23 protein-coding genes are annotated in these 24,344 nt (G+C 40.2%); 16 read left to right on the top strand and 7 right to left on the bottom strand.

What is annotated here, in order from left to right:
* The first annotated feature begins 4 nt into the window (after window positions 1–4).
* On the top strand, window positions 5–286 hold the full coding sequence (locus ACK4HU_RS18675; protein ID WP_409809239.1) for a hypothetical protein: 282 nt from the start codon (window positions 5–7) through the stop codon (window positions 284–286).
* Window position 287: 1 nt separating this feature from the next.
* Entirely contained in the window at window positions 288–1,157 is an 870-nt protein-coding gene (locus ACK4HU_RS18680) for an NmrA family NAD(P)-binding protein (RefSeq protein ID WP_409809240.1), read from the top strand.
* A gap of 331 nt (window positions 1,158–1,488) precedes the next feature.
* On the opposite strand, the gene ACK4HU_RS18685 is transcribed toward ACK4HU_RS18680, so the two are convergent.
* The 3 genes from ACK4HU_RS18685 to ACK4HU_RS18695 all read right to left on the bottom strand — a co-directional run bounded on the left by ACK4HU_RS18685 (window position 1,489) and on the right by ACK4HU_RS18695 (window position 7,948).
* Window positions 1,489–4,482 (bottom strand): AsmA-like C-terminal region-containing protein, encoded by a 2,994-nt coding sequence (locus ACK4HU_RS18685; RefSeq protein WP_409809241.1) that lies wholly within the window; start codon window positions 4,480–4,482, stop codon window positions 1,489–1,491.
* 377 nt (window positions 4,483–4,859) lie between these two features.
* Window positions 4,860–5,270 (bottom strand): two-component system response regulator, encoded by a 411-nt coding sequence (locus ACK4HU_RS18690; RefSeq protein WP_409809242.1) that lies wholly within the window; start codon window positions 5,268–5,270, stop codon window positions 4,860–4,862.
* On the bottom strand, window positions 5,270–7,948 hold the full coding sequence (locus tag ACK4HU_RS18695) for a two-component regulator propeller domain-containing protein (RefSeq protein ID WP_409809243.1): 2,679 nt from the start codon (window positions 7,946–7,948) through the stop codon (window positions 5,270–5,272). Before ACK4HU_RS18695 ends, ACK4HU_RS18690 begins: the two co-directional genes overlap by 1 nt.
* 507 nt (window positions 7,949–8,455) lie before the next feature.
* On the opposite strand from ACK4HU_RS18695, the gene ACK4HU_RS18700 reads away from it, so the two are divergent.
* The 13 genes from ACK4HU_RS18700 to ACK4HU_RS18760 all read left to right on the top strand — a co-directional run bounded on the left by ACK4HU_RS18700 (window position 8,456) and on the right by ACK4HU_RS18760 (window position 18,415).
* On the top strand, window positions 8,456–8,797 hold the full coding sequence (locus ACK4HU_RS18700; RefSeq protein WP_409809244.1) for a winged helix-turn-helix domain-containing protein: 342 nt from the start codon (window positions 8,456–8,458) through the stop codon (window positions 8,795–8,797).
* 143 nt (window positions 8,798–8,940) lie between these two features.
* The gene (locus ACK4HU_RS18705) at window positions 8,941–9,669 is read left to right on the top strand and encodes a cytochrome-c peroxidase (protein WP_409809245.1); all 729 of its coding nucleotides are present in this window, start codon (window positions 8,941–8,943) and stop codon (window positions 9,667–9,669) included.
* Window positions 9,670–9,683: 14 nt separating this feature from the next.
* Entirely contained in the window at window positions 9,684–10,187 is a 504-nt protein-coding gene (locus tag ACK4HU_RS18710) for a molybdopterin-dependent oxidoreductase (protein WP_409809246.1), read from the top strand.
* A gap of 8 nt (window positions 10,188–10,195) precedes the next feature.
* Entirely contained in the window at window positions 10,196–10,957 is a 762-nt protein-coding gene (gene modA / locus ACK4HU_RS18715; protein ID WP_409809247.1) for a molybdate ABC transporter substrate-binding protein, read from the top strand.
* 5 nt (window positions 10,958–10,962) lie between these two features.
* A complete protein-coding gene (gene modB, locus ACK4HU_RS18720; protein ID WP_409809248.1) occupies window positions 10,963–11,640 on the top strand; it encodes a molybdate ABC transporter permease subunit in 678 nt (225 codons plus the stop codon).
* Complete coding sequence (locus tag ACK4HU_RS18725; protein WP_409809249.1) at window positions 11,637–12,356, top strand: ABC transporter ATP-binding protein; 720 nt, start codon at window positions 11,637–11,639, stop codon at window positions 12,354–12,356. Before modB ends, ACK4HU_RS18725 begins: the two co-directional genes overlap by 4 nt.
* 210 nt (window positions 12,357–12,566) lie before the next feature.
* The gene (locus tag ACK4HU_RS18730) at window positions 12,567–12,932 is read left to right on the top strand and encodes a nuclear transport factor 2 family protein (RefSeq protein ID WP_409809250.1); all 366 of its coding nucleotides are present in this window, start codon (window positions 12,567–12,569) and stop codon (window positions 12,930–12,932) included.
* 132 nt (window positions 12,933–13,064) lie between these two features.
* A complete protein-coding gene (locus tag ACK4HU_RS18735; RefSeq protein WP_409809251.1) occupies window positions 13,065–13,886 on the top strand; it encodes a hypothetical protein in 822 nt (273 codons plus the stop codon).
* 235 nt (window positions 13,887–14,121) lie between these two features.
* Window positions 14,122–15,102 (top strand): GTP 3',8-cyclase MoaA, encoded by a 981-nt coding sequence (moaA, locus tag ACK4HU_RS18740; RefSeq protein WP_409809252.1) that lies wholly within the window; start codon window positions 14,122–14,124, stop codon window positions 15,100–15,102.
* The gene (locus tag ACK4HU_RS18745) at window positions 15,102–16,286 is read left to right on the top strand and encodes a molybdopterin molybdotransferase MoeA (protein WP_409809253.1); all 1,185 of its coding nucleotides are present in this window, start codon (window positions 15,102–15,104) and stop codon (window positions 16,284–16,286) included. Before moaA ends, ACK4HU_RS18745 begins: the two co-directional genes overlap by 1 nt.
* Window positions 16,287–16,648: 362 nt before the next feature.
* Entirely contained in the window at window positions 16,649–16,888 is a 240-nt protein-coding gene (locus ACK4HU_RS18750; protein WP_409809254.1) for a MoaD/ThiS family protein, read from the top strand.
* A 1-nt stretch (window position 16,889) separates the two neighbouring features.
* Complete coding sequence (locus ACK4HU_RS18755) at window positions 16,890–17,966, top strand: ThiF family adenylyltransferase (protein WP_409809255.1); 1,077 nt, start codon at window positions 16,890–16,892, stop codon at window positions 17,964–17,966.
* Window positions 17,967–17,968: 2 nt separating this feature from the next.
* On the top strand, window positions 17,969–18,415 hold the full coding sequence (locus tag ACK4HU_RS18760) for a molybdenum cofactor biosynthesis protein MoaE (RefSeq protein WP_409809256.1): 447 nt from the start codon (window positions 17,969–17,971) through the stop codon (window positions 18,413–18,415).
* A 282-nt stretch (window positions 18,416–18,697) separates the two neighbouring features.
* On the opposite strand, the gene ACK4HU_RS18765 is transcribed toward ACK4HU_RS18760, so the two are convergent.
* Window positions 18,698–19,264, bottom strand: a complete 567-nt coding sequence (locus ACK4HU_RS18765; RefSeq protein ID WP_409809257.1) for a TlpA family protein disulfide reductase — start codon at window positions 19,262–19,264, stop codon at window positions 18,698–18,700.
* A gap of 562 nt (window positions 19,265–19,826) precedes the next feature.
* Here ACK4HU_RS18765 and ACK4HU_RS18770 point away from each other — a divergent pair.
* The gene (locus ACK4HU_RS18770) at window positions 19,827–22,088 is read left to right on the top strand and encodes a Tex family protein (RefSeq protein ID WP_409809258.1); all 2,262 of its coding nucleotides are present in this window, start codon (window positions 19,827–19,829) and stop codon (window positions 22,086–22,088) included.
* A gap of 297 nt (window positions 22,089–22,385) precedes the next feature.
* Here ACK4HU_RS18770 and ACK4HU_RS18775 read toward each other — a convergent pair whose 3' ends face one another.
* From ACK4HU_RS18775 to ACK4HU_RS18785, 3 genes are read right to left on the bottom strand one after another with little or no spacing between them, the layout of a single operon-like run.
* The gene (locus ACK4HU_RS18775) at window positions 22,386–23,237 is read right to left on the bottom strand and encodes an agmatine deiminase family protein (protein ID WP_409809259.1); all 852 of its coding nucleotides are present in this window, start codon (window positions 23,235–23,237) and stop codon (window positions 22,386–22,388) included.
* A complete protein-coding gene (locus tag ACK4HU_RS18780; RefSeq protein WP_409809260.1) occupies window positions 23,237–23,842 on the bottom strand; it encodes a hypothetical protein in 606 nt (201 codons plus the stop codon). Before ACK4HU_RS18780 ends, ACK4HU_RS18775 begins: the two co-directional genes overlap by 1 nt.
* Window positions 23,843–23,888: 46 nt before the next feature.
* Window positions 23,889–24,203, bottom strand: coding sequence for a helix-turn-helix domain-containing protein (locus ACK4HU_RS18785; protein ID WP_409809261.1), 315 nt, complete (start codon window positions 24,201–24,203; stop codon window positions 23,889–23,891).
* Window positions 24,204–24,344 lie beyond the last annotated feature (141 nt).

Consider the following 24,344-nt stretch of genomic DNA (forward strand, 5'->3'; position numbering starts at 1 on the left):
CATTATGGTGGATGCTCTCAATGAAATGAAAAGTCAACTGATGGAACTTAATCAAGCCATGTCAGGGGTAGAGGAGGAGTTTGCAGGACTTCTCAACGGGATTCATTCTCAAAACCGGGAGTCAGCCGTCAACTTTCTGAAATATTTGATTCTTCGGAGAACGGATTTTCGTCATTTGCAGCTTTTTCTCCACGAAAATGGTCTTTCCTCCTTGGCAAGTTGTGAAAGCCATACCCATCGTCAGATTCAGGTGACACTAACACTAATAAACAGTTCACATAGATAGTATGGCAAAAGTTTTAATTACCGGGGCGACAGGAAATGTTGGGACGGAAGTGATAAAGTCATTGCAAAACATTGACCATAAACTTGACATTTATGCCGGAGTAAGGAACTCAAACGAAGACAGAATTAAATTATCGGCCTACAAATTAAATTTTTCCATATTTGATTTTACAGATGTTAAGACTTACAAAACCGCTTTGACCGATTGTGAAGTCCTTTTTTTATTACGACCGCCACAAATTTCAGAAGTAGAAAAATATTTTAAACCTATCATTGACACCTGTAAAGAAAACGGAGTTAAACACGTTGTATTCTTATCAGTTCAGGGCGTTGAGAAAAGTAAAATAATACCGCATTACAAAATTGAGAAACTTATTATTGACAGTAAAATACCCTATACATTTTTACGACCTGCTTATTTTATGCAAAACTTTACTACAACCTTGCATAATGACTTAGTGAATAGAAAAAGAATTTATCTACCTGCCGGCAACGCAAAATTTACGCTAGTTGACGTTCGTGACATTGGTGTAGTTTCTGCAACTATCTTGACAAACATATCGGAGCATATTAATAAATCGTATGATTTAACCTGTAAAGAGAAGTTGACCTTTGGGGAAATGGCGAAAATATTGAGCAGCAATTTGGGAACAGACATTCAATATATTTCACCTAACCTAATTAGTTTCTTCCTGACAAAAAGAAGAGAAACAACACCTACAATGTTTATTCTTGTAATGATTTTGCTTCACTATTTCCCAAGATTTCAGAAAGAACCGGTGACAACTAACTGGGTGGAGAAAATTACCAATCGACAACCGACAACTTTTGAACAATTTATAATTGAAAATAAAAAAACACTTACCGAATGACAAGAAGCACAGGTTCTACAACTAGGTTTGGAAACAGTAGCCGTTCAGAGCACCGCAGATACATTTCCCGTTCATCAAAGTTTGGGACACTATTCCGATACCTATCGGAATGGTGAAAATCGCCACCTTCCCTAAGCCCGAAACCGTGATAGGCTTCGCAAAGCATATTTCCATCATATCAAAGCTTCAACCATTTTTTTTCTATCTCGCACAGCATATCTAAACAATATGCCGAGAAGCATATTTCCACCATATTTCGCGAAGCGTATTTCAACTGTATCTAGCGCAGCTTATCTCCACTTTATTTCGCGAAGCGTATTTCAATGACCCCTCAATTATCCACCTTCGTGGTATCAGGCTTAGCCTTTGGTTTCGTAATCAGGCCTCTCAGTAAAGTTTTAGCCTCGTCCACCGCTTTTCCAGTAGTCTCATTGGTTTTTTTCTCTACTTCTTTTTTGAGGCTGTCTTGGAAGACTTCAGCTTTAAGTTTGATTTCTTGCTTGATGCTGTCTTGGGCTGCTTGGAATTCTGCTGTTGCTTTTTCCTGCAAGTCTTCTTTTTCCGAACTGAATCTGGATTTCAATGCATTGGTCAGCAAATTCTCGATGCTATTGCCTCCGGCGAGGCTGATTTTAGGTTGGTTATAAGTACCTCCAAGATTGATAGCCACCGGGATCATCGTGGATTCTGAAGATTCTGTTCCAGAGATTGTTGCCAAAATCGAATTGGCTTGAGCTCCGAATTTTCCGGCAGGAACTTGCATGTTCAACAGGTAGTTGATCGATCCGTCAAACCCTGCACTCCCCTGAATATTGGTCTGATAGTCCCAAAGACGCAAATCGAAAGGTTTAACTTCCATCCTACCATCTTGGATTACAATCGGGATATTCAGATTTCTCAGGGTGAGTGTATTTCCATCCTTAAGGCGGGTTAGACTTGTGACTGTCTCAAGGATTTTACTGTCTTTCAGGGCTGCTTCGGCGATTTTTAGAATTCCCTGAACGTCAAGAGAAGAAAGCACAGGCATCATATCCTGACCCAAAAGTCCGGAGAAACTGATATTGGTATTGACTTTTCCGGTTATATCACTAGCGATTGGAGCAAATGCCTTGATTGTCTCGAAGCTTTGGAAAGCTTTGGCAATGCTTAACTCTGAAATGTCCAAATTGAAATTAAACAGGGGTGCGGCAAGATTTCTAGGATCGTAATTTCCATTTAATCTGATCCGTCCATCCAGTGTTTTCATCCCTGTTTCTGAAAATGTTAGAACGCCATTTCTCAGGGTCATATTTCCACTGACTTCCTTTAGATTCAAGTTGTCATAGATCACTTCATCCGCAACCATATTCATGGTGAAATCCACGTTGACCGGTAATGGAACGACTTCCATCTCAGAGCTTTCAGCATCGGTGGTGCTGCTGCTCATCCATTCATTTACGTCAAATTTAGTGCTGTTCAAGCTCAGCTGACCTTTTAAAACTCCTTTTTCAGAGAGTAAATAGTCCATGTAATTGGACAGAAATCCACTGGCTGTTAGAGGGCTTTTTCCAAGTTTTGAGTCGAATTTTGTTAGGTTAACCCGCTGAGGATTGAAATCTGCATGGGCTTCCAGGATTCTGACACCTTGAGGATAGTCTGTCGATTTATAATATAATTCTTTGACATCCATCGTACCTGAGGCTTGCAAGCGATCGTAGCGCTCTTTTTCTACATCAGCATACGAACCTGAAGTTTGCAGATCGGTTTTGATTAAGCCTTCCAATTTGGTGTCGGCAATCGGAAAAATTGCCGTTAATTTTTTCAGATCCAGACTACCGTTGATTACTCCGTTCCAATTGAGTGCTTCGAAATCATTGATTTTGAGGTTACCCCTGATTTTTTCTCCTTCCAAGTCAAATCCAAAAGAGCTCACATCTACCCTAAAATCCTGCATGGTTCCTTTTTGATTTAAGATCACCGCTTTAGCATGAAGCTGCTCCAATGGCACAGGATAGTCGGTATTTTGTACAAAACCATTTTCCAAATTCAATCTAATATCCATGCTAGGAAGGACTTTCAGCGTTGAATCGTAGCGGCCTTTTGCGCTGGCGTTGAAATCCAGAATGCCACCCAATTGTGTCTTGTCAATTGGGAATACAGAAGTCAATTCCTTCAGATTAAGCTTTCCGATTAACTTCCCCTCCAAGTCATAATCCTTCAGGTTCAAAAGTTTAAAATCGCCAGATATAGGATTAGAACCGAGGTTCATCGAAAAAACCGGAATGGAAATACTGGTATTTTCAAGGATGCTGGTTTCATTTTTAGCCTGAAAATTCAAATTGATATCCTTGACAGGCATGGGAAGATCAGGGTATTGAAACATCCCATCTTTCACATCAAGCCGGAAGTCAAAGGCTGGGAAAATATCTTCGGCATAAAGCCCTTTCACAAAACCATTGAAGGCAAGTGTCCCGGTGGTTTTTATTGACGAAAAGCTTTCCGTGTAGATACCCGGCACAAGTGAGAGGATATTTTTGAAATCAGTCTCTTCACTGCCAAAAGTGAGATCCAACGCGATTCCTTCTTCGGGTAGACCGATCACCCCGCTCAGGTCAAAAAGAAAATCATTGAGTCCAAATCGTCCATCCGCCACTGTAAATTTCATTTGCTCCAAATCCACCTGAAGCAAAGTCTCTCCTGTAAATTTTTTGTTGCTCAGGTAGTGGACACCTTCATAGTTTACATCAGCTATGGTTGCCTTGAGTTTGAGGGGCAAATCATAGACATCCTGGGTGAACTTCCCACTACCTTTAGCCTCGATACCAGCTAAAGCCATGACAAACTTCAAGGACCTATCGTCGTAGATCAAGTTTACATTATTGATCTCGATCAAGTCAACTCCCAGTTTGAAGTTACTTTCTGCCTCAGGCTCAGTTGAGGTGGATTCTTTGGTGATATCATAATTGGCTCGTCCATCTTCCAGAACTTTGATGTAAAGGTCTCCTCCGTTCAGGTGAAGCCCGGTCAATGTTGGATAATCGTCAAAGAGGATGGATCTGAGATTGAAATCCATTGTCAATTCCTCAGCATGAACCAATGTGTCATTTTGAAAAGGCTCCAAACCAACAATTCCAAAATTCCCCAGTCCAGCACTGACAGATGGGAAGTTTCGGAATAGACTCAGTGAAACCTGATCCACATCGTAGTATATCTTGGCGTTAAGAGCCTGATCAAGTTCCTGATTTACTCGGGCTATGATTTTGTCTTTAAATAAGAATGGAATAGCTACCGCTGCACCAATCAGAAAAACCAGAATTCCCAGAAATATTAGTATGAACTTCTTCATGAGTTTTTTTTGATTGTCGACTTGATTAACGGGTGAAGGTTAGAAATAATTCAGTGGAAGCATAGGGAGCACTGTGCTTTTTGCCTAGGAATGGGGCATTTTAAGAAAAATTTGGATTTGAGATAGTTATAAACTCCACATTTTCTTAGAATGGAGTGATTCCTGTTGCAGACGGGTCGAATCTTACTTTATAAATTAAAACAGTCTTCTGGACTGTCGAGTTGAGCGTCTATCGAGTAAAGCAAGTAAAATAAAGCTATTTAATGCTTTGATAGATTCGAAGAATCAGCAGAAGATGTGGTTATTCAAATTTTGGGCCTTATAACCAGAATGGCTAAAAAAACATATTGATTTCCATTTTGAGAATGCCAGAAATTCTATTCAACAACCAACCAATCTCCCAAATTTCCAATCAAGGCCGATACTTGAATTTCATCCATAGGTTTTTCCCAAAAATCAATCACGACATTGTATTCTTTTGATTTTTCCCGTTCAGCGATACTTAATGAGGAAGTGACCATAATCACTTTGATATCTGCATGTTGTATTTTTTCGCCTAAGAGTTCCAAAAATTCCCAGCCGTTGATTCGTGGCATATTGATATCCAGAAAAATCAAAATTTTGGTACCAGATGAATCCAAGGGTAAAATAAATTCCAAAGCTTGGGCTGCATCCAAAAAAGTAGCTGGGCTTTTGCTCAAGTTGCCTTCCTTGACTATGATTTTGTGGAGAAACAATACTCCGGGATCATCATCGATAATAAGGACAAGGGGTGTATTTGACATCATTAATTTTTCAAATTTTCGGATTTGGCGTGTGTTTCTTTTACTATTTGATCAAGTTGTTTTAATGTGGACAGTAGCTCGATTTCAAGGTCTTCTTTACTTTTCCCCACATCAGAATAGGCTGGATACTTGATTAATAATTGATTGATGCCCATCGCTTTGGTGAGAGGAGCTCTGACTAAATGGGACTGATTCCATGTAATCTCCTTTAATATCAAGTTTTGATCCTCAATCTCCCGAACGGCATCTTTCAGTTTTTTATTTGTTGTACTTAGCTCCAGAGTTCTTTGGTTCACCATGGCTTCCAAGTTATTCTTCATTTTACTATTTAAATAGTATTTCACCATAAAGTAAACCAAAAGTACTCCCACGATGCCTAAAAATATCTTAAAGGCTGTGGTCTCAAACAAGGATGCTGATACTACAATCGGTAACCTTTGGATCGAATCCAGTTTCCCATATCGGAGAACCTTTATTTCAAAATTGTAACTACCCGGTTTCAATCCATTAAACATGAGTTGTCTCTGGTCTTTGATAGGGAGCCAACTGTCTGTTTTGCTGTCTATTCTGTAAAAGAGCGAATATTGAGTGGGATTTTCAAAATCTATAAGACTAAATGAAACATGAAACATACTCACTCCTTGGGGGATTTTGATTTTATCCACAATGGGTGATTTTTTATACCCAATTTGAACTTCATCCCAAGTGAAATTGACTGACTCTGATACTTCTGAAGCTATAGAAGTGGGATCAATGATGCCAACTCCTTCCACTGTAGGAATCCATATTTTCCCGGAAAAATCTCTCAGGGCTGCTGGAAAGATCAAACCATTAGCCTCCGAATTTGGCATGCCCATACTTTGGTTATATAGGGTAGTACCAACAAAGAAATCTTTTTCATTGGATTCCTTGAATCTTTCGAGTTCTGAATTAGATAAATATTGAACTCCAAAATTATTACTGACCCAAACTCCATCTAACCCGTCACTGGTAATGCTGTAAACGCTTTGAGATTTTAGGCCACTTGATTTTTTCAAGGGTTTGAATTTTCCATCCTTCAAGAGCACCAAGCCTCCATGAGTACCAAACCAAAGGTCTCCAATTTCATCTTCGTATATAGCATAGACTATATCCTCCCCGGGGCTAAGTGGCAAAGTTTGATTTTGGATAAATTTACCATTCTCTAATCTGAATATTCCTTGATTGGAACTTCCGATGACAATTTGTTTGTCTTTCAATTCAGCGATACTAATAAAGTTGGTATTTGAAAAATATTCAGGCAGATCGACGGTGTAAAGAATTCCGTTTTCATCGAAATAATGCATTCCACCATATCTGGTCAAAATCCATAACCAATCTTTCGAGTCTTTGAATAGGGCATAGACATGGTTGCTTTTGAGTCCATCTTGTTGGGTTATCTTATCCACGACTTTTCCGGATTGGGTATCAATTACAGATATTCCTGATGACGACCCGGAGTAGATTTTGCCTTTTAAAGATGCTATGGTAGTCACTCCATTTTGGATGAGGCCGTCATTTGCGGTCAAGGAACTGATTTTTCCATTTTTGATTCGATGCAAACCATCTGATCTAGTTCCAATCCAAATGCTGCTATCTTTATCCTGAAAGACTGCTTTGATATTTTTTTCTTTTAATTTTTCAAAGTTTAGCTGATTGACTTTGGCCGGCTTAATTAAGGCTAATCCTTTCCCCAAAGTCCCCAGATATAGATTGTCATTTTCCTTGATTATTTTCCGAATCGCATAGTTTTTTAATTCGGGATAGGTATATCGAGTGATGTTTCCATTTTCTATTAAAATCAAGCCTCTTTCGAGAGATCCGGCCCAAATGTTATTTTTAGAATCGATCGTCAGGCTGCTTGGGTTAATGTCTTTAGCCTGATCGTAGGAAAGGATGTTTTCCAATTCATAGTTTTCATTTAAGCGAAAAACTCCAGAGTCCGGTGATGAAATGAAAATTGACCCGATAGAACCAAAAACTTTTTGGACTGAAAAATCTTCTGATGAAACCAGATTTGATTGTTTCGATTTTAAGTCAAGTTCATAAAGTCCGTGATTGGTGCCGACCAATAATTTTGAATTTCCCAGAGAAAAAAAGCTAAGGATTTCGAGTTGAATTTCGGGTTTCCAAAAATCTAAAACACTAAATTTCCCGTTTTCCCAGATGTAGATCTTCCCAATCTGAGTTCCGATTAATAAACCTCCGTTTTCATATTCGACAATAGCCCTTATCCAAGTGTTTTCTGTAATTGTAGTACAGTCAATCACTTTTTTGATGTATTTTTCCAGAAGGGCGATGCTTCTATCAGATGATGCCCAAATCCCACTTGGGCTTTTATAAAAAGTGTAATAGGTCTGTTCAAGCATTTTAGGGTAGGTTTCTTTGTCAAAAACCTTTGTAGAAACGCCATCGAGTCTTGCAAGTCCTTCTTCTGTGGCAATCCACAGATACCCATGATTATCTTTTTCCAGAGCAAAAACAGCATTTTGAGGCAAACCATTGGAGTTGTCCCAAATTTCCATCACATAATTATGAGGGGCTCCAGTTGAATCAAGAAAATAATCTCCAGATTGAGCTATGGCTTTTTCAGGTCCAAAAAGAAGGGACGATATTTGGATTAAGATAAAAAATGAAAACTTGAGCAAAATCTTTTGATTCACAAATTCTATTATTTTTGACCTACTGTAACTGTATATTACCAGATATAATAAATATGATGCTTTTTAGTTTTGAAAAGATGGCAAATAGGTTATGTCGTGAAAACAGGATGGAAATATAAGGTAATTTTTATCCTTTTAGTATCTTCAAATTGAAAAAAAATACACCTGTGGTATTGAAGCAAAATTTATGAATTATGCCTAAAAATGGCTTGTTTAAGGCATTTCTATGCTAAATCGTAATTAATAACAAACTGAAATTTCAATTGTCTTATACTATCTTGGATATAGATAATGGTCCATTAGAATTGTACAAGAAAGGAATATATAAGTATTCAAAAAACATTTATTGTAGGATTCAAATAGTTTTTTATCATAAATCCTTCATGTAACTACCGGAAAAAAAATGTTGAGGGATAGAACCAATCCTTTTGCCTTACCTATCTATTCATTATCAAAGTTGGATCAAGCGAGTTTTCATTCCACCGAACTTGCTCTATTTTTATTCTTATGGAAGGAAAAGAAATCCGCTTTCGTTGCTGGATCGATATCGACGGGAAAAAGTTTTTTGGACCAGGTCCGGCTCAATTAATAGAACTCATCGATCAGGAAGGTTCGATTGCCAAAGCCGCCAAGAAAATGGGGATGTCTTATAAAAAGGCTTGGGACCTCATTTCCGATATGAATGCCAGAGGGGCACATCCGTATGTGATTTCTCACAAAGGAGGCGAAAAGGGAGGTGGGGCTGAACTGACAGATCAGGGTCGCAAGGTGATTTTCGAATATAAAAGACTAGTTGAGACCCTTGAGTCTATGATCGAAAAGGAAACTGAATTCCTTCGATTTCTATAATTTCGATATCAAAAACCTGTTTATTTTATTTTGGTGGTGGAAATCCAAAAATTGCTTGAATTCTATCAGCGTTACTTGGAAAAGCGATATATATTTGGGTATATATCGATGTTTGTTTTCTGATTACGATTAATTCCTTAACGATGATGATCAATAAGCTTTTCCAAGGTTTGGAGACTCAGGCAGTTTTTCCTCTGACAGATCACCATGAAATGGGACAGTCTTTGGAAGTGTCAGTACAAAAATTGAAAGAATCAGAACGCTATCCCGAGTTTTTTGAAAAGGCATTTGGAAGTCCAACGCTTACTGAAGACAGAATCTTAAAGGCCATCGCCCAGTTTGAACGGGTGCTGATTTCTGCGGATTCTCCTTTTGATCGATATTTAGCAGGAAATTATAACCTGACTGAACAAGAGCTACGAGGAATGGAGCTTTTCAAAACCGGCCCTCAAGTAGCGATGGGAGGTAGCAATTGCGAACACTGCCACGGCACTCCCAAAATGTTTAAAGAACTGTTTCATAACAATGGTTTGGATCAGATTCCGGCAGATCCCGGAAGGATTGAATTCACAGGAGAGGCGACTGACTTGGGTCGGTTTCGAGTTCCTACCTTACGCAATATTGCTTTGACGGGACCGTACATGCATGATGGTCGATTTGCTACTTTGGAAGAAGTATTGGACCACTACAGTGATCATATTCAGGAAAGTGAAACTTTGAGCGCTTTTGTCGTGGGAAAAAAGAATCAAAATGGAGGCAGGGGAATGGGACTTTCTATTCAGCAAAAAGAAGATCTCATCGCTTTTCTAACTATGCTTACTGATTCCAGCTTTATCACCAATCCCGCTTTTTCCAATCCTCATAAACCCTAAAATTCAAAAGACTCATGAATACAATTGTGAAAAAAATCTCTTTTTTGTGCTTGATCCTACTTGCTGTTGTTCGGTTTGGACATGCCCAGGAGAGCAGGTCCATACAGGTGATAGGAGAAGTAATGAAGCCGCTTAGACTTTCCTTGGAGGATTTGGGAAAAATGAATGTTCAGGAAGTGACCGTAAAAGACAGAGATGACCAGTCTCGAATCTATAAAGGTGTTGTTTTAGTGGATTTGCTTCAAGAAGCTGGAGTGACTTTAGGTAAAGATTTACGAGGTGAAAACCTGACCAAATACCTGATCATGCGAGCTGCTGATGGGTATGAGGTGATCTATTCTCTGGCAGAAGTCGATCCTGAATTTACAGATAACATAGTGCTTTTAGCCTTCGAAATGGACGGAAAACCACTTCCGACTGGTGAAGGACCTTTTCGCATCGTAGCTTCGGGAGACAAGCGACCCGCTCGATGGATCAGGGAACTGCGAGTGATTAAAGTGGCTTTTGCACAAGATTGAACTTAAGCATGAGGATAAAAGTGTTCATACTAGGATTGGGATTGGTGTTGATGGCATTTTCTTCCCCCGCCCAATCTTCCGAAAAAATTTTAATAGCTGCAGCGGCTGATTTGAAGTTTGCTTTGGATTCGGTCATAGCTGTTTTCAATCAAACTGACAAGCGACTGGTTCAAGTGACCTATGGTTCTTCGGGAAAACTTTTTGAGCAAATCTCCAACAGTGCACCCTTCGATCTTTTCTTTTCAGCAGATATCAATTACCCGAATTTGCTCAAAGAACGTGGATTTGCGGCTTCTGAGGTCTATCCTTATGGGATTGGACGAATCGTTCTTTGGAGTAGAAAGATTGATCCAACCAAGGACAAAATGGAATCTCTAAAGTCCACTTTAGTTAGAAAAATAGCCATTGCGAATCCCGACCACGCTCCTTATGGCAAAAGAGCTGTAGAGGCGATGAAGCATTATAAGGTATTGGATTCAGTGAAAGGTAATCTAGTATTCGGTGAAAACATTTCCCAAACTGCTCAATTTGTCACAACTGGAGCGGCAGATATCGGGATCATAGCACTATCTCTTGCGCTGTCTCCGACGATGAAAAGGCTCGGAGGAGTATACTATCTCATTCCGGATACTAGTCATCAGCCACTTCTACAGGGAGCTGTAATTACTAAAAGAGCAAACCAAAATCACTTAGCAGTAGACTTTCTTGATTTTGTAAAAGGGAGCACCGCAACCGAGATTCTTTCTTATTTTGGATTCACCAAACCATAATTTCAATGCTGGATTTTGGACCCTTTTATTTGACTTTCAAATTGGCGTTGATTACTACAATGATGTTGTTCCTTATCGGGGTTCCTTTAGCGTATTGGTTGGCTTTTAGCAAGATTAGAGCAAAAATTTTAATTGAAGCTGTGGTGGGTTTGCCTTTGGTTTTACCTCCATCGGTCTTAGGTTTTTACTTGTTGATCGCATTTAGTCCAGCAAATGCCTTTGGGGGATTTATTGAAAAGTACTTTGACTTAAGACTCGTTTTTTCTTTTCCTGGATTGGTCATTGCATCTATGATTTACAGTTTGCCATTTATGATTCAACCCATTCAGGCAGGATTTCGGATGCTACCCCGTAATCTGATGGATGCTTCCTATCTCTTGGGGAAAAGTAAATTGACTACCTTATTTAAAGTTTTGCTTCCTAACATTAAAACCTCACTATTGACCGCATGCATATTGTCTTTCGCTCATACCATAGGAGAGTTTGGCGTTGTCCTCATGGTGGGCGGGAATATTCCTGGAGAAACCCGTGTCATCTCTGTGGCGATTTATGATCAAGTAGAAGCGATGAATTACGGCTTGGCAAATCTCTATTCCGGGATCTTGCTTGCTTTTTCCTTTCTTGTTTTGGCAACAGTTTATTTTCTGAATCACCGCATGGTGCAATCCCATTACTCTATATGATCAGTATTTCACTTCATAAAAAGCTGGATGGTGCGGAAGGGATTTTAGATCTTCTATTTGAAACCAAAATCAAAGAAGGAGAGTTGGTCACGCTCTATGGAGCATCCGGAGCTGGCAAAACAAGTGTGTTTAGGATGCTTTCGGGATTGCTTCAGCCAGTATCGGGAAGGGTTGAAATCGATGGCCGAGTTTGGTTTGACAGCGAGAAAAAAATCAACCTCAGACCTCAAGAGAGAAATGTGGGGATGGTTTTCCAGGACTATTCACTTTTCCCCAATATGACTGTTCAGGAAAACCTGGAATTTGCATTGGAAAAGAGAGAGCCTAATTCCATCATCAACGAATTATTGGAGTTGACTGAATTGGGTCAATTAGCTAAGAAAAAACCAGCCCAACTTTCCGGTGGACAAAAGCAACGAGTGGCCTTGGCTCGAGCTTTGGTGAGAAAGCCAAAATTATTGCTTCTCGATGAGCCGCTCTCTGCATTGGATATCGAGATGCAAACCAAGATTCAGGATTACATAGTGCTTCTTCACAGAGAGTTTAAATTGACGACACTGTTAATAAGCCATGATTTGATGGAGATTATTAAGATGTCTGACCGAGTTCTTTTTCTAAAAGAAGGGAAAATTAAAAAAGATGGTAGTCCAAAAGATGTCTTGCCATTGACCACTTTGAAGGATTTTTTTAAGAGTAATTACTTGACCGTGAAATAAGATTTAGAAATTATTTTTTTCTTCAGTGAATGGGTATGAAAACTGGTTTAAATCTTAAGCTTTATCAGTAATTCTTAGATCAGCTCTGCTGATTATGATTTTCCCGATTTCAGTTTATTTACAATTTGGAGCCAACGAGCTGATAGTTTTATGTTTAGCACGACCTTTGTTATTGGTTATTTACCCTGCTTAACACCCCACATAAATACAATGTCTGAATCACAACTGATTGGCCTTTCTCATGAGAAATTCCAACAATGGGAGCAATCCAACCTTGATAGTATTGCCGGAATGTTTGATGAACGAGCAATTGTATTCTGGGCAAATGGAAAGTCTCAAACCAAAATTGAAATGTTTAAACTCTACAGAGAGGGTAAAATGTCAATTAAAAACTTACGACTTGAACATACTTTTGCACGTGTCTATGGCAATACTGGCGTGGTTCACGGAGAAGGAGAAGCTCTTATCACTTTGGAAGGTGAAGAACTTTCCGGCGATCTTCGATTTTTGGACGTTTGGGTTGAGCGAGAAAATGGCTGGAAAATAGTGTCTTCCCATTTCAATCAGGTAGTTTAACTGTTTCAATTTGCCCTTTGAATAATTTATCTTGAGGAAAATTGTTTGATTTTTAGAGCTTTTGATTTGTTCTGTGCTTGAGGTTATTACATTGTTTTCTACAATTTTGTATCAGAAATCACAAGAAACCTCATGAAATCAAGAGTACGCTTCCTTTTATTTCCAAAGAAATCAGCTTACCCACTGAGGACAGTTTGTTTTCTCTGTTTGACAGGCGTGCTTTTTTTTCAAAATCCAACATTTTCCGCTCAAACGGCGACCGAACCTAAGCCATTTCAATTCAGTGGAATCATCACCGCCACCAACAATGGAATTTCAATTATTCCATCATTTACCTTGGGTCGACCTGCTGTGTTTTTTGATCTGAGTATTGGAGGAGAGCGGCTATCATTTGATCCCATGTTACGTTTTGGGATGGACGGCAAGCCTTGGTCTTTTGTATTCTGGGGTAGGTATAAAGTGATCAAAGACAGCCGATTTACACTTAATGTGGGAGCACATCCTACTTTCATTTTTCAGGAAAGAACTTTCATGGTTGATGGCCAAGAGGAAACGATGATGGCTGCTCAGCGGATTTTCGCAGGAGAAATTGCACCCATGTATAAAGTTTCGGAGCGTTTCAGTGTCGGCTTTTATTACCTTCAGGGACGAGGATTTAATCCAATTCCACCCAAAAACACTATTTTCTTGGCACTAAATACAGTTTTTTCGAATCTACCAATCTACAGGGATGTGAAGCTCCGAATGAATCCACAGGTGTATTTTCTCCAAGTGGATGAAAACACGGGTTCTTATGTGGTTTCAAGTTTTACGTTGACCAAGAAGGATTTTCCAATTGGAATACAAACACTGTTTAACCAGAAAATTAAGTCTCAGGTGGCTGGAGATGATCTAGTTTGGAATGTGGGTTTAGTCTATAATTTTTCTAAGGAGTTCAATAAGGCTAAAAATTAATCTGATTATACGCTATTCTGCGGTAGAAAATTGACAAGTGGAGAGTTTTCCAAGGAATTCAACAGAATCAAATTTACATTTTTGGTTATGCTGCTTCTCCAGAAGCCGCATATGAAGCCGCACTTAAGAAAATGAGTAAACCTTGAAAATATTAAAAATTATCACGAAGAGTGCCTTTTAAGGAATTCAACAGAATCAATTTACATTTCAACTCAATAATCCCTAACATTGGGTTATGCTTCAAGATACATTTGGACGTATTCACGACTACCTGCGGATTTCCTTAACGGACAACTGCAACTTCCGCTGCAGCTATTGCATGCCGGTGGAGGAGATGGAGTGGATGCCACAATCCAAACTCATGAGCAAAGAAGAGATACTCACACTTGCAGAGACTTTTGTTTCTCTTGGGGTAAAAAAGATTCGACTCACGGGTGGAGAACCTTTAGTCAGAAAGGAGTTTCCGGAGATCTTAGAGCGACTTTCTGCTTTTCCTGTGGAACTCACACTAACTACCAATGGTGTCCTGATTCACAAGCATATCCAAACCCTGACAAAAGCAGGCGTACGCTCTGTGAATGTTAGTTTGGATACATTGAACCGGGAAAAATTTCAAAAACTTACACGCAGAGATCAATTTAATCTAGTTTGGGAAAATATATTGCTACTACTCGAGGAAGGATTTCGAGTGAAAGTCAATGCTGTTGCACTTCATGGAATGATTGAGGATGATATTTGTGATTTTATCCAAGTTACTGAAATGCTTCCGTTGCATGTTCGTTTCATTGAGTTTATGCCATTTGCAGGAAATCATTGGGAAAGCAAGCAGGTGGTCACTGCCGCTCAAATGCTTGAGTTGGTTAAGGAAAAATTTCAGGTCAACAAGCTCGAGGATAAAAAGCACGCTACGGCAAAGAAGTACCAAGTTCCCAGTTTTGCAGGAACGTTTGCATTCATCACCACCATGAGCGAGCATTTCTGTGGAGAGTGTAATCGCATGAGATTGACCGCAGACGGGAAAATGAAGAATTGCCTTTTTGGCAAAGAAGAACTGGATTTATTGGGTGCTTTACGGAAAGGTGAGGATGTGGAATCATTAATTCGACTTTCTATTTCCAGAAAGCATGAAGCTTTGGGAGGGCAGTTTACTGCAGACTATCAAAAAGCAGATCCAGATAAAATCGATAATCGAAGTATGATCAATATCGGAGGATAATGAAGGAGTTTGTTACAGTAATTGAAGCTAAAAAAATTCTAAAATCCCAAAAACTCAAGGGTAAATCAGCCTTTTTGCCACTTCAAAAAAGTCTGGGGAAAATCACATCAACTTCCGTTTTAGCCCCTATGGATGTTCCATCTTTTGACAACTCGGGAATGGATGGCTATGCAATCGCATGGGATGATAAGGGTAAAGGCAGAGAAGTGATTGAGGTCATTCAAGCTGGAGCGAGTCCTGATTTTGTTTTGGAACAAGGCAAAGCAGTAAGAATTTTCACAGGAGCTCCGGTTCCTCAGGGTGCAGACACAGTGATTCCTCAAGAATATATCACTCGAACTGAAAACATGATTTTTTTTGAGCGTGATGAATTTATCAGAGGAGCGAATGTCCGTAAGAAAGGCGCACAGTGTAAGGTAGGTTGGGAAGTTGTACCTGCCGGAGCGAGAGTTTCACCGGGAACGATTGGACTTTTAGCATCCCTTGGAATGAGAGAAATCGAAGTTTATCCAAGTCCGAAAGTCACATTGATTCTCACGGGAGACGAAATAATTGACTTGGGCAACAAACTAAATCCCGGACAAATCTACAATGCAAACGGTCCTTCTTTGGAAGCGTATCTTGAATTGCTTGGCATTACTGAACTTACTATTCTCAAGGTAAAAGACGAGGAAAGTGAAGTGACACGAGTTATCGGAGAAGCGCTTGAGAAGTCAGATTTTGTGTTACTCACAGGAGGGATTTCTGTTGGAGATTTTGATTTTGTCAAAGGAAGTTTAGAGCAAAATGGAGTGGATCAGCTATTCTACAAAATCAGGCAGCGACCTGGAAAGCCACTTTATGTCGGAAGGAAAGCTGAAAAGCTTGTTTTCGCTTTGCCCGGAAATCCCGCTTCGGTGTTGTCCTGTTTTATTCAATATGTTAAGCCATGCCTTCTAGAATGGATGGGTAATTCTGATGCTTGGTCTAGTCCAAAGTTTTTGCCCATTGAAAAGCGATTTGACAAAAAAGTGCCGCTTACCTTCTTCCTGAAGGCGAAAATTCAGGATGGAAAAATCCACCTTCTTCCCGGTCAAGAATCATTTAATTTATTGCCTTTTGGAGTAGCAGACGGATTGGTGGAAATTCCTCAAGAAATTCTTTATGTGGAGGAGGGGAGTTTAGTCGCATTTTATCCATGGTAGGTGTGTTTTCTTCTTTTGAAAGTTGCGGGTGGAGCTTTGGGGGCGTATTTGGGAGCCAGAAAATTCAGTCCTAATGTATTGAAGTATTTATTGGCCTTTGTGTTGGCCTTTGCTGCAGTGAAATTGATTATTGGGTAGTATTCACCGCAGAGGCACGGAGAACTCGGAGTATTTTTCTCACAGACCTGCCCGCCGAAGGAGGGTGGCGCATATGAACACAGATTGCCGAATCTGTGGTTATCTGAGTCAATTGTGAGCTAAATTCCCTTCAAAGGTTATCTTAATTATAGCCTGATTTTCTTGATATTTAAACCAAGCCCATTTTCTATTCTGTTATCTTTAAGTCATATATTTCCTCAAAAATGCCTAATACAATCCACCTTAAAGCTTTTGGAATGGTTGCCGAGAAAATCGGGACGGACGAAGTGGAAATGGACCATTCCGGGAACTCTTCCGAACTTCTTGACGCTTTGCTGGTTAAATTTCCCGAGTTGAAAACCGTCAAATTCACCTTGGCAGTCAATAAAAAAATCGTGAACGGAAATCAAGAAATCCCTGAAAATGCCGAAATAGCCTTACTACCACCATTCTCAGGAGGATAAGATGAGCCGATTCGAAAGACAAATTATACTTAATGGTTTTGGAATTGAAGGTCAGCAAAACCTCAAAAAAGCCAAGGTTCTGCTAATTGGAGCTGGTGGTTTGGGCTGCCCAATTTTGCTGTATTTAGCTGCTGCCGGTGTAGGGAAAATCGGAATTGTTGACGGGGACTCTGTGACCATTTCAAACTTGAATCGTCAGGTACTTTATGGTGAAAATGACCTAGGGAAAAACAAAGCAGAAACTGCTGCCCGATATTTTCAGGGTAAATACATCGATATCAAATGGGAGGTCTATCCAGAGTTTATAAGTGTAGAAAATGCTCAAGAACTGATCTCAGGCTTTGATTTGGTGATTGACGGTTCGGATAATTTCCCAACTCGTTATCTCGTTAATGATGCTTGTGTTTTGCTGGGAAAGCCTCTGGTTTTTGGTGCGATTTATCAGCACGAAGGACAAGTTTCTGTTTTTAATTTGGGTGAAAATGCCTGCAACTATCGGGATCTTTATCCCAAAATGCCATCCGCTTCTGAAGTTCCAAATTGCTCCGAGACAGGTGTGTTAGGCGTCCTTCCAGGAATAATCGGTAACCTGATGGCGCTAGAGGCAATTAAAGTTCTAAGCGGATTTGGGAAGCCGTTGAAAAACAAGGTACTATTCTTTAACAGTCTTTCTTCACAGACTTACGAGGTGGAAATCACTCCAAATCCGGAGGGTAGAGAGTCCATCCCGGCTTCGATTACTTCATTCGAAATCATGGATTATGAGCTTGCCTGCGAGGGAGTCAAGCAACTCACTTGGGATGAAGCAATGGGAAAAATGGGTTTGGATATCGCTTTTGTGGATGTACGTGAACCGGGAGAATTGCCGCCATTGGAATGCACAGGTTTGATGAAAATACCGCTTTCTACTTTGCCTCAGCAGATTGACCTTTTGGAGGATTCTGAGGAGATTTTATTCTTTTGTCAAAGTGGATTACGCTCTCAAAAAGCCGCGCAGCAACTTCAGAATGAATTTCCTGACAAGCGGATTTACTCCATCAAAGGCGGTATAAATGCCCTCAAAAACAATCACACCTAATCATGGAAAAAGAACGCAAGCCTAAAAATATTTTTGTTCAGGGACCAATTTCACCTGAAACGATTGCCAAATCGATTGCCAATCACAGCAGTAAAACTGATATCGGTGGACATAGCATTTTCCTTGGTCAGGTGCGGGCGGATGCCAAACCTGAGGGAAATGTGATCGCTATAGATTATACTGCTTATGAGGATATGGCTTTGGAAAAAGCTTTTGAAATTCGGGAAGCTGTTTTTGCCAAATATCCCTTAAGTTGCATGCATATTTATCACAGCTTAGGTGAAGTCAAAGTGGGTGAGCTTTGCTTGTTTGTCTTTACCTCATCCAAACACCGTAAAGCTGCCATGGACGCCTGCGATGAATTGGTTGAGCGAATCAAGGTGGAATTACCCGTTTGGGGAAAAGAAATCTTGGATACCCAAGGGCATGTGTGGAAATTTAACGCATAAGGAAAGCCCGAAAAGGGCTTTTTTTATAAGTAGCTACTTGATTTTTCCCGCAGATCACCGCAGAAAAGGGCGCTGATTTTCGCAGATCTTCGCCTATAACTACCGCCTTTTCGCTCCTTGATGGAATTTTTTTAAAGATCTATCCTCTCTTTTCACTGATTCTCAAAACCATTCAAAGGGAATTAGCTCAAATTCTAGTCTCAGACCCATTTAAGCTTCAGTCTTCCTGCGGCTTTCAAAAATAATACGTTTGGAGACTGATTAGATTTAGTCCCAAATAGCTTATTGAGAAAGAAGAAAATCCCGGAATTCTACCGTATTGAAATTACTCATTCCCTGCTGGTAAAAGACGATTTTTCCTTCTTTGTTGACGACCATTGTGGTGGGAATAGACTCGCTTTGGAGACTTTGGTTGATGCCAAAACTTGCATGTACCGAAGGGAATTCCCAGGATTTTCCCTCCATAAATTTTTTGCTTTTGTTGAAGTCATTGTCAAGCCCGATCATAAGAAATTCCAAATCGGGAGTGTCTTTTACTGATTTGTAAAGTTCGGAGATGTGAGGCATCTCAGCTCGACAAGGCCCGCACCAAGAGGCCCAAAGGTTGATGAAAACAGTTTTTCCACGATAATCTTGAAGGTCAATGATGTTTCCTTCAAAATCTTTGAACTGACCTCTGTAATCAAATTTTTGGTTGGTCAAGTCAGGAACTTCGATTTTTGGTTTCATCAAACCTGTGGAAAGCAGTACGGATTGAAGTCCACCCTGAATCACCGGAAGCAATCCCGTAAAGTAGAGAAATGCAAAAAAGGCCAAAATCAGACCCCAGGACTTTAATTCTTGTTTCATTTTTAATGTATTAAGTACAATGTACCAAGTACAAAGTATCTTGTGAATAACACTGTGATCTTGTTTGATAAAGAGATATGCTAAGCGAAATATTCCGCTGACAAATGAAATATGCTTCGCGAAATATTCCGCTTTGCGGAGAAATATAGCTGCTACCGCAGCTGAGATAAACTCATGAACCTTTTAGGTTTTTGAGAACTTCTAAGGTTTGGATTCCGAGACCAATATTCCAATCTTCCAAATTTTCAATCTTACAATATCGAACCCGAACCCCGAATATCGAATGATGAAAAAGGGCTGTGTCAGGCTGAGCACCTGAGTAACGGGAGTTACGAAGTCGAAGCCACTTTCTAACCAATTTTTCAATTATTCAATCTTACAATATCGAACCCCGAACGAGGAATTACGAATGATGAAGGTTGAGGTCGAAAATCGTAAATCTGAAATCAAAATTACCCCCACATTTCCAGCATCTTAGTGACAGACCACACATAAACCTGAATTCTCTTTTCAGGGAAGTTTATCTTGCTGCTCCAATTTGAATTGATTTTCCCCAAATACTATGAATTACGAGATTAAAATCGCTGCTGAACTCCAAGTTAAACCACATCAGGTTCAGGCTACTATCGAACTTTTGGATGGAGGAGCGACGGTTCCATTTATTTCCCGATATCGAAAAGAAGCGACTGGAACCTTGGATGAAGTGCAGGTTGCGACGATCCGGGATCGAATCGAGCAACTTCGAGAACTTGATAAAAGAAGAGAGGCAATTCTAAAATCCATTGAGGAACAAGGTAAACTCACTCCTGAACTGAAGAAGTCTATCGATACGGCTGAGACCATGTCCAAGCTGGAGGATATCTATTTGCCATACAAACCTAAGCGCCGAACCAAAGCCACCATTGCTCGGGAAAAAGGCCTTGAGCCACTTGCTGAACGGATTTTTTCTCAAACCTCCTTTGATTTGGAAGGAGAAGCCGCAAAATATTTGAGCGAGGAATATGAGGTGAAAAGTGTCGAGGAAGCACTTCAGGGTGCCCGTGATATCATGGCTGAGTGGATTAATGAAAATGCTGCTTTAAGGGAAAGAATGCGAAAGATTTTTCTGGATGAAGGGACGTTTACTTCCCGAGTTATTCCTGGAAAAGAGAATGAAGCTATCAAATACAAAGACTATTTCGAATGGTCCGAACCGATCAAAACTGCTCCTTCTCATCGGGTTTTGGCGATGAGAAGAGGGGAGAAGGAGCTATTTCTGATGTTGGATGCCTGTCCGGAAGAGCTTTCCGCAATAGCGGTCATCGAACGTCAAATTCTTGAAAATGCCGCCAACTCTGCGGTGGATCAGGTGAAACTAGCGATCAAGGATTCCTATCGAAGATTGTTAAAGCCAAGCATGGAAACTGAAGTGCGGCTTTTGACAAAGAAAAAAGCAGATCAAGAAGCAATTCGGGTCTTTGCGGAAAACCTCCGTCAGTTGCTTCTTGGATCTCCTTTGGGCGAAAAATCAGTGATGGCCATTGATCCTGGATTTAGGACAGGTTGCAAACTGGTTTGTCTCGGGCCGCAGGGTCAGTTTTTGCACTACGAAGCCATTTATCCCAATGAACCACAACGTAGAACAGTTGAATCCGGAAAGACTGTAAAAGGTTTGGCTGAGAAGTTTTCCATCCAAGCAATCGCAATTGGTAATGGAACGGCGGGACGAGAGACGGAAGCTTTTGTCAAAAGTATTGGATTACCCAAGTCCATCATCGTGACTTTGGTTAATGAGGCCGGAGCATCGATTTATTCCGCTTCTGATGTTGCTCGGGAAGAATTTCCTGACTTGGATTTGACTGTCCGTGGGGCGGTTTCGATTGGTCGAAGACTGATGGATCCTTTAGCCGAATTGGTGAAAATCGATCCCAAATCAATAGGCGTGGGTCAATACCAGCATGATGTGGATCAAAATGCGCTGAAGAATTCACTTGATGATACTGTAATGTCCGCAGTGAACGGAGTAGGAGTGGAGGTCAATACCGCTTCCAAACAATTGTTGACCTATGTGTCGGGATTAGGGCCGGTTTTGGCTCAGAATATAATAGAATACCGAGCGGAGAATGGACCCTTCATCAGCCGTGCACAGCTTAAAAAAGTTCCTCGATTGGGTGATAAAGCCTTTGAGCAAGCAGCTGGATTCTTGAGAATCAGCAAAGCCAAACATCCACTCGACTCCTCAGCAGTTCACCCTGAGCGATATGAGTTAGTGGAGAAAATGGCCAAGGACTTGAATACTTCTGTCAAGGAACTGATGAGTTCAGAAGATTTGCGAAGCAAAATCATCCTTAAAAATTATGTGTCTGAAACTGTGGGTTTGCCCACGCTTCAGGATATTTTGGAAGAATTGGCAAAGCCGGGCCGGGATCCACGTGAGTCATTTGAAGTATTCAATTTTCAGGAAGGAGTCAACTCCATGGCTGATCTGAAAGTGGGGATGAAGCTACCGGGAGTTGTGACCAATATTACCGCATTTGGAGCTTTCGTGGATGTAGGCGTACATCAGGATGGTTTGGTTCACTTGAGTCATTTGGCAGATCGCTTTATCAAAGATCCAAATGAAGTTGTGACTGTCAATCAGAAAGTGCAGGTAACTGTGATGGAGGTGGATATCGCCAGAAAGCGAGTGGCTTTGAGCATGAAAGCTGATCCTTTTGCGGAGCGAGTAAGGGATCCCAAATCCCGTCCAATCAGTAATCCATCTGCGAAACCTCAAAAAGTCGAGGAACCTCAAGGCACGATGGCTGATAAATTGGCGATGCTGAAAGGGAAGTTTGGGAAGTGATGTATTTACCCTCCAAGGGTTTATAATCCCTTGGAGGGTTTGCTGTATTGGTATTCTGTGCCCCGGCGAGTGTCACTGACAGGATATCTTAAGATGAAGGAGTTATTGAGTTATTGGTTAAAAGTTATTTGAGACCCAGCTAGTGTCTTGGTTAGCTGGATTTTTTGAGAAAGAACCTCAAGGCACAATGGCTGATAAGCTGGCGATGCTGAAAAGGAAAGTTTGGGGGGTAAAGGGCAGCCCCAGTCATTGTCTTCACTGACTGGATATCTTAAGATGAAAATGTGAGTAAGACACTCACATTGGCACTTGCGCATTGATGTTCCAAGTAAGGCAATTGATAATCCCGGTGTCTTTTGAAGGTTCTGTCCCAAGGATCGGAATGACTTTTTTGGTTGGAAAAAGCTCTTCAATTACAACTATTGCTTGCTGATCTTCTTTTTGATTAAATATTGGTAAAAAGAGGTGGTTTTCTAATTCCAGATAATTGAGGTAAAGGCCAGAGGCATCATTCGGATCTATATTTGAAAGGCTTGTAAATGGGATAGTTTTCCAAGTAAGTTTTGCATTGTTCAGGGCTGTTAAAAAATCAATGTAACTGCTTGGCTCACTGCGGTTGAATTCATTAACTAATACAGTTTCAGAATCTAAAAATCTTGCCATTCCATCTGCATGACCTAGCCAATCATTTTTTTCCATTGGTATAAAAATAATCTCATTTATTTCGAGCGTATTTTTTAGCTCTTCAATCAACAGAAGTTCAGAAATCCCTTTGTTTTCAAAGAATACCTTTGTTGTCATCAAGACTTTATTTTCCCATTTGCTGATGTTTCCGCCATCTAGAATAATATCAGATTTGACGGTTTTGATTCCAATAGTTTGACAAATAGCATCAACATCTGAGATTGTCTTTGCCCATTTTTTTGTTGAGATCAGGTAATCTGGTTTATAGGAAAATCTTATAAACTTATCTTCAGATACCTGGATGGGCATATAATCCACAGCCCATACATCCTTTGTCTCTGGTAAAAAATCAAACCCAATCTTGTTATCCTTTAGTTTTTGAACAAGATCTTTGGCGAATTTAGGATAGGTTTTTGGGAGACTATCTGCCAGATAAACGAAATTGGTTTGGCTATCGATAATCATCACTTGTAGACCATTTGTTCAGCTTCCTTTCTATCAATACCTTGCTTAACCAACGAATTAATTATGATTGATTTGTCACGGTTAGTTTCCTTTGGGAATATTAAATACCGATAGAGCTTTTGATGTGAAATAGGATCATTTATCGGATTTAGTCCCACTCGTGGGGCTTTGACCAAGTCCATTAATTTCAAGTCGGAAGCTTTTGCTTTCAATAAGCCGAAATCTATTTTTTTCTTTTCGCAATTTCCAAATGAGCTAAGGATTTCAGTGATTAAATTCAGGGGTCCAGTAATATGCTTGTCATCCTTAATTCTATGGAGGCCCCGAATTAGTATGCCTCCAAAGTAATCGGGCGTGCCAAAAGTTAAGTCGAGCCCAGATCCATGAAAATACCAAGTTCCAGATTTCAGCTGCTCTGCATGGCCATGGGTGAAAGGATCTTTTATTGGCCCATCGGCTAAGACACTTTTACAATAAAACTCAATCTCAGTTAAGCGGTAATAAGTTTCATTTACTACCAATACCCATTCATTCATCAATTCGTTAGCTATTCGATCAAAATCCTTTTCAAGAGTCTCTGCTATGATTTTTAAGTTTATTCCCATAGAGACAAATTATTAAATTTTTTGATTTTCCGATAAAGTGCCATTGTTAATGCTTTTTTGGTGCCCTATTTTTTGTTACCAATCCAGCATCCTGAAGCTTTCTTCCCAACTCATCGTCCTTAGCCAATAGAAGAATGTCCTTCTCAAGTCCTAACACCTTGAGCACATTCAAATAATATCCAATGCTAACACCTGACGAGCCTTTTTCTATGCTATAAATAGTCCTTCTGCTTATCCCTGTCCTTTCAGCCAATTGATCAGCACTCAGCTTCCGGCGCAGGCGGGCAAGCTTGATTTGCTCACCCACCTGCTCCATAAGTAGCTGTAGTTTTGGTAATAATAAGGGTTTGCTGTTTGCCATAACTTGCAATTAAAGAAACAAATATATCTTAATTTGTACTTATAATTGCCAGTTATAATTTTAATTTCTGATTATCCGCTTCTTTGCCAGTAGATCAAAATGGCCTCGACTTCGCTCGGCCACCGGATTTCAGGTTATTAA

Source organism: Algoriphagus sp. (assembly GCF_046296635.1).
In the GTDB taxonomy this organism is placed as follows: Bacteria; Bacteroidota; Bacteroidia; order Cytophagales; family Cyclobacteriaceae; genus Algoriphagus.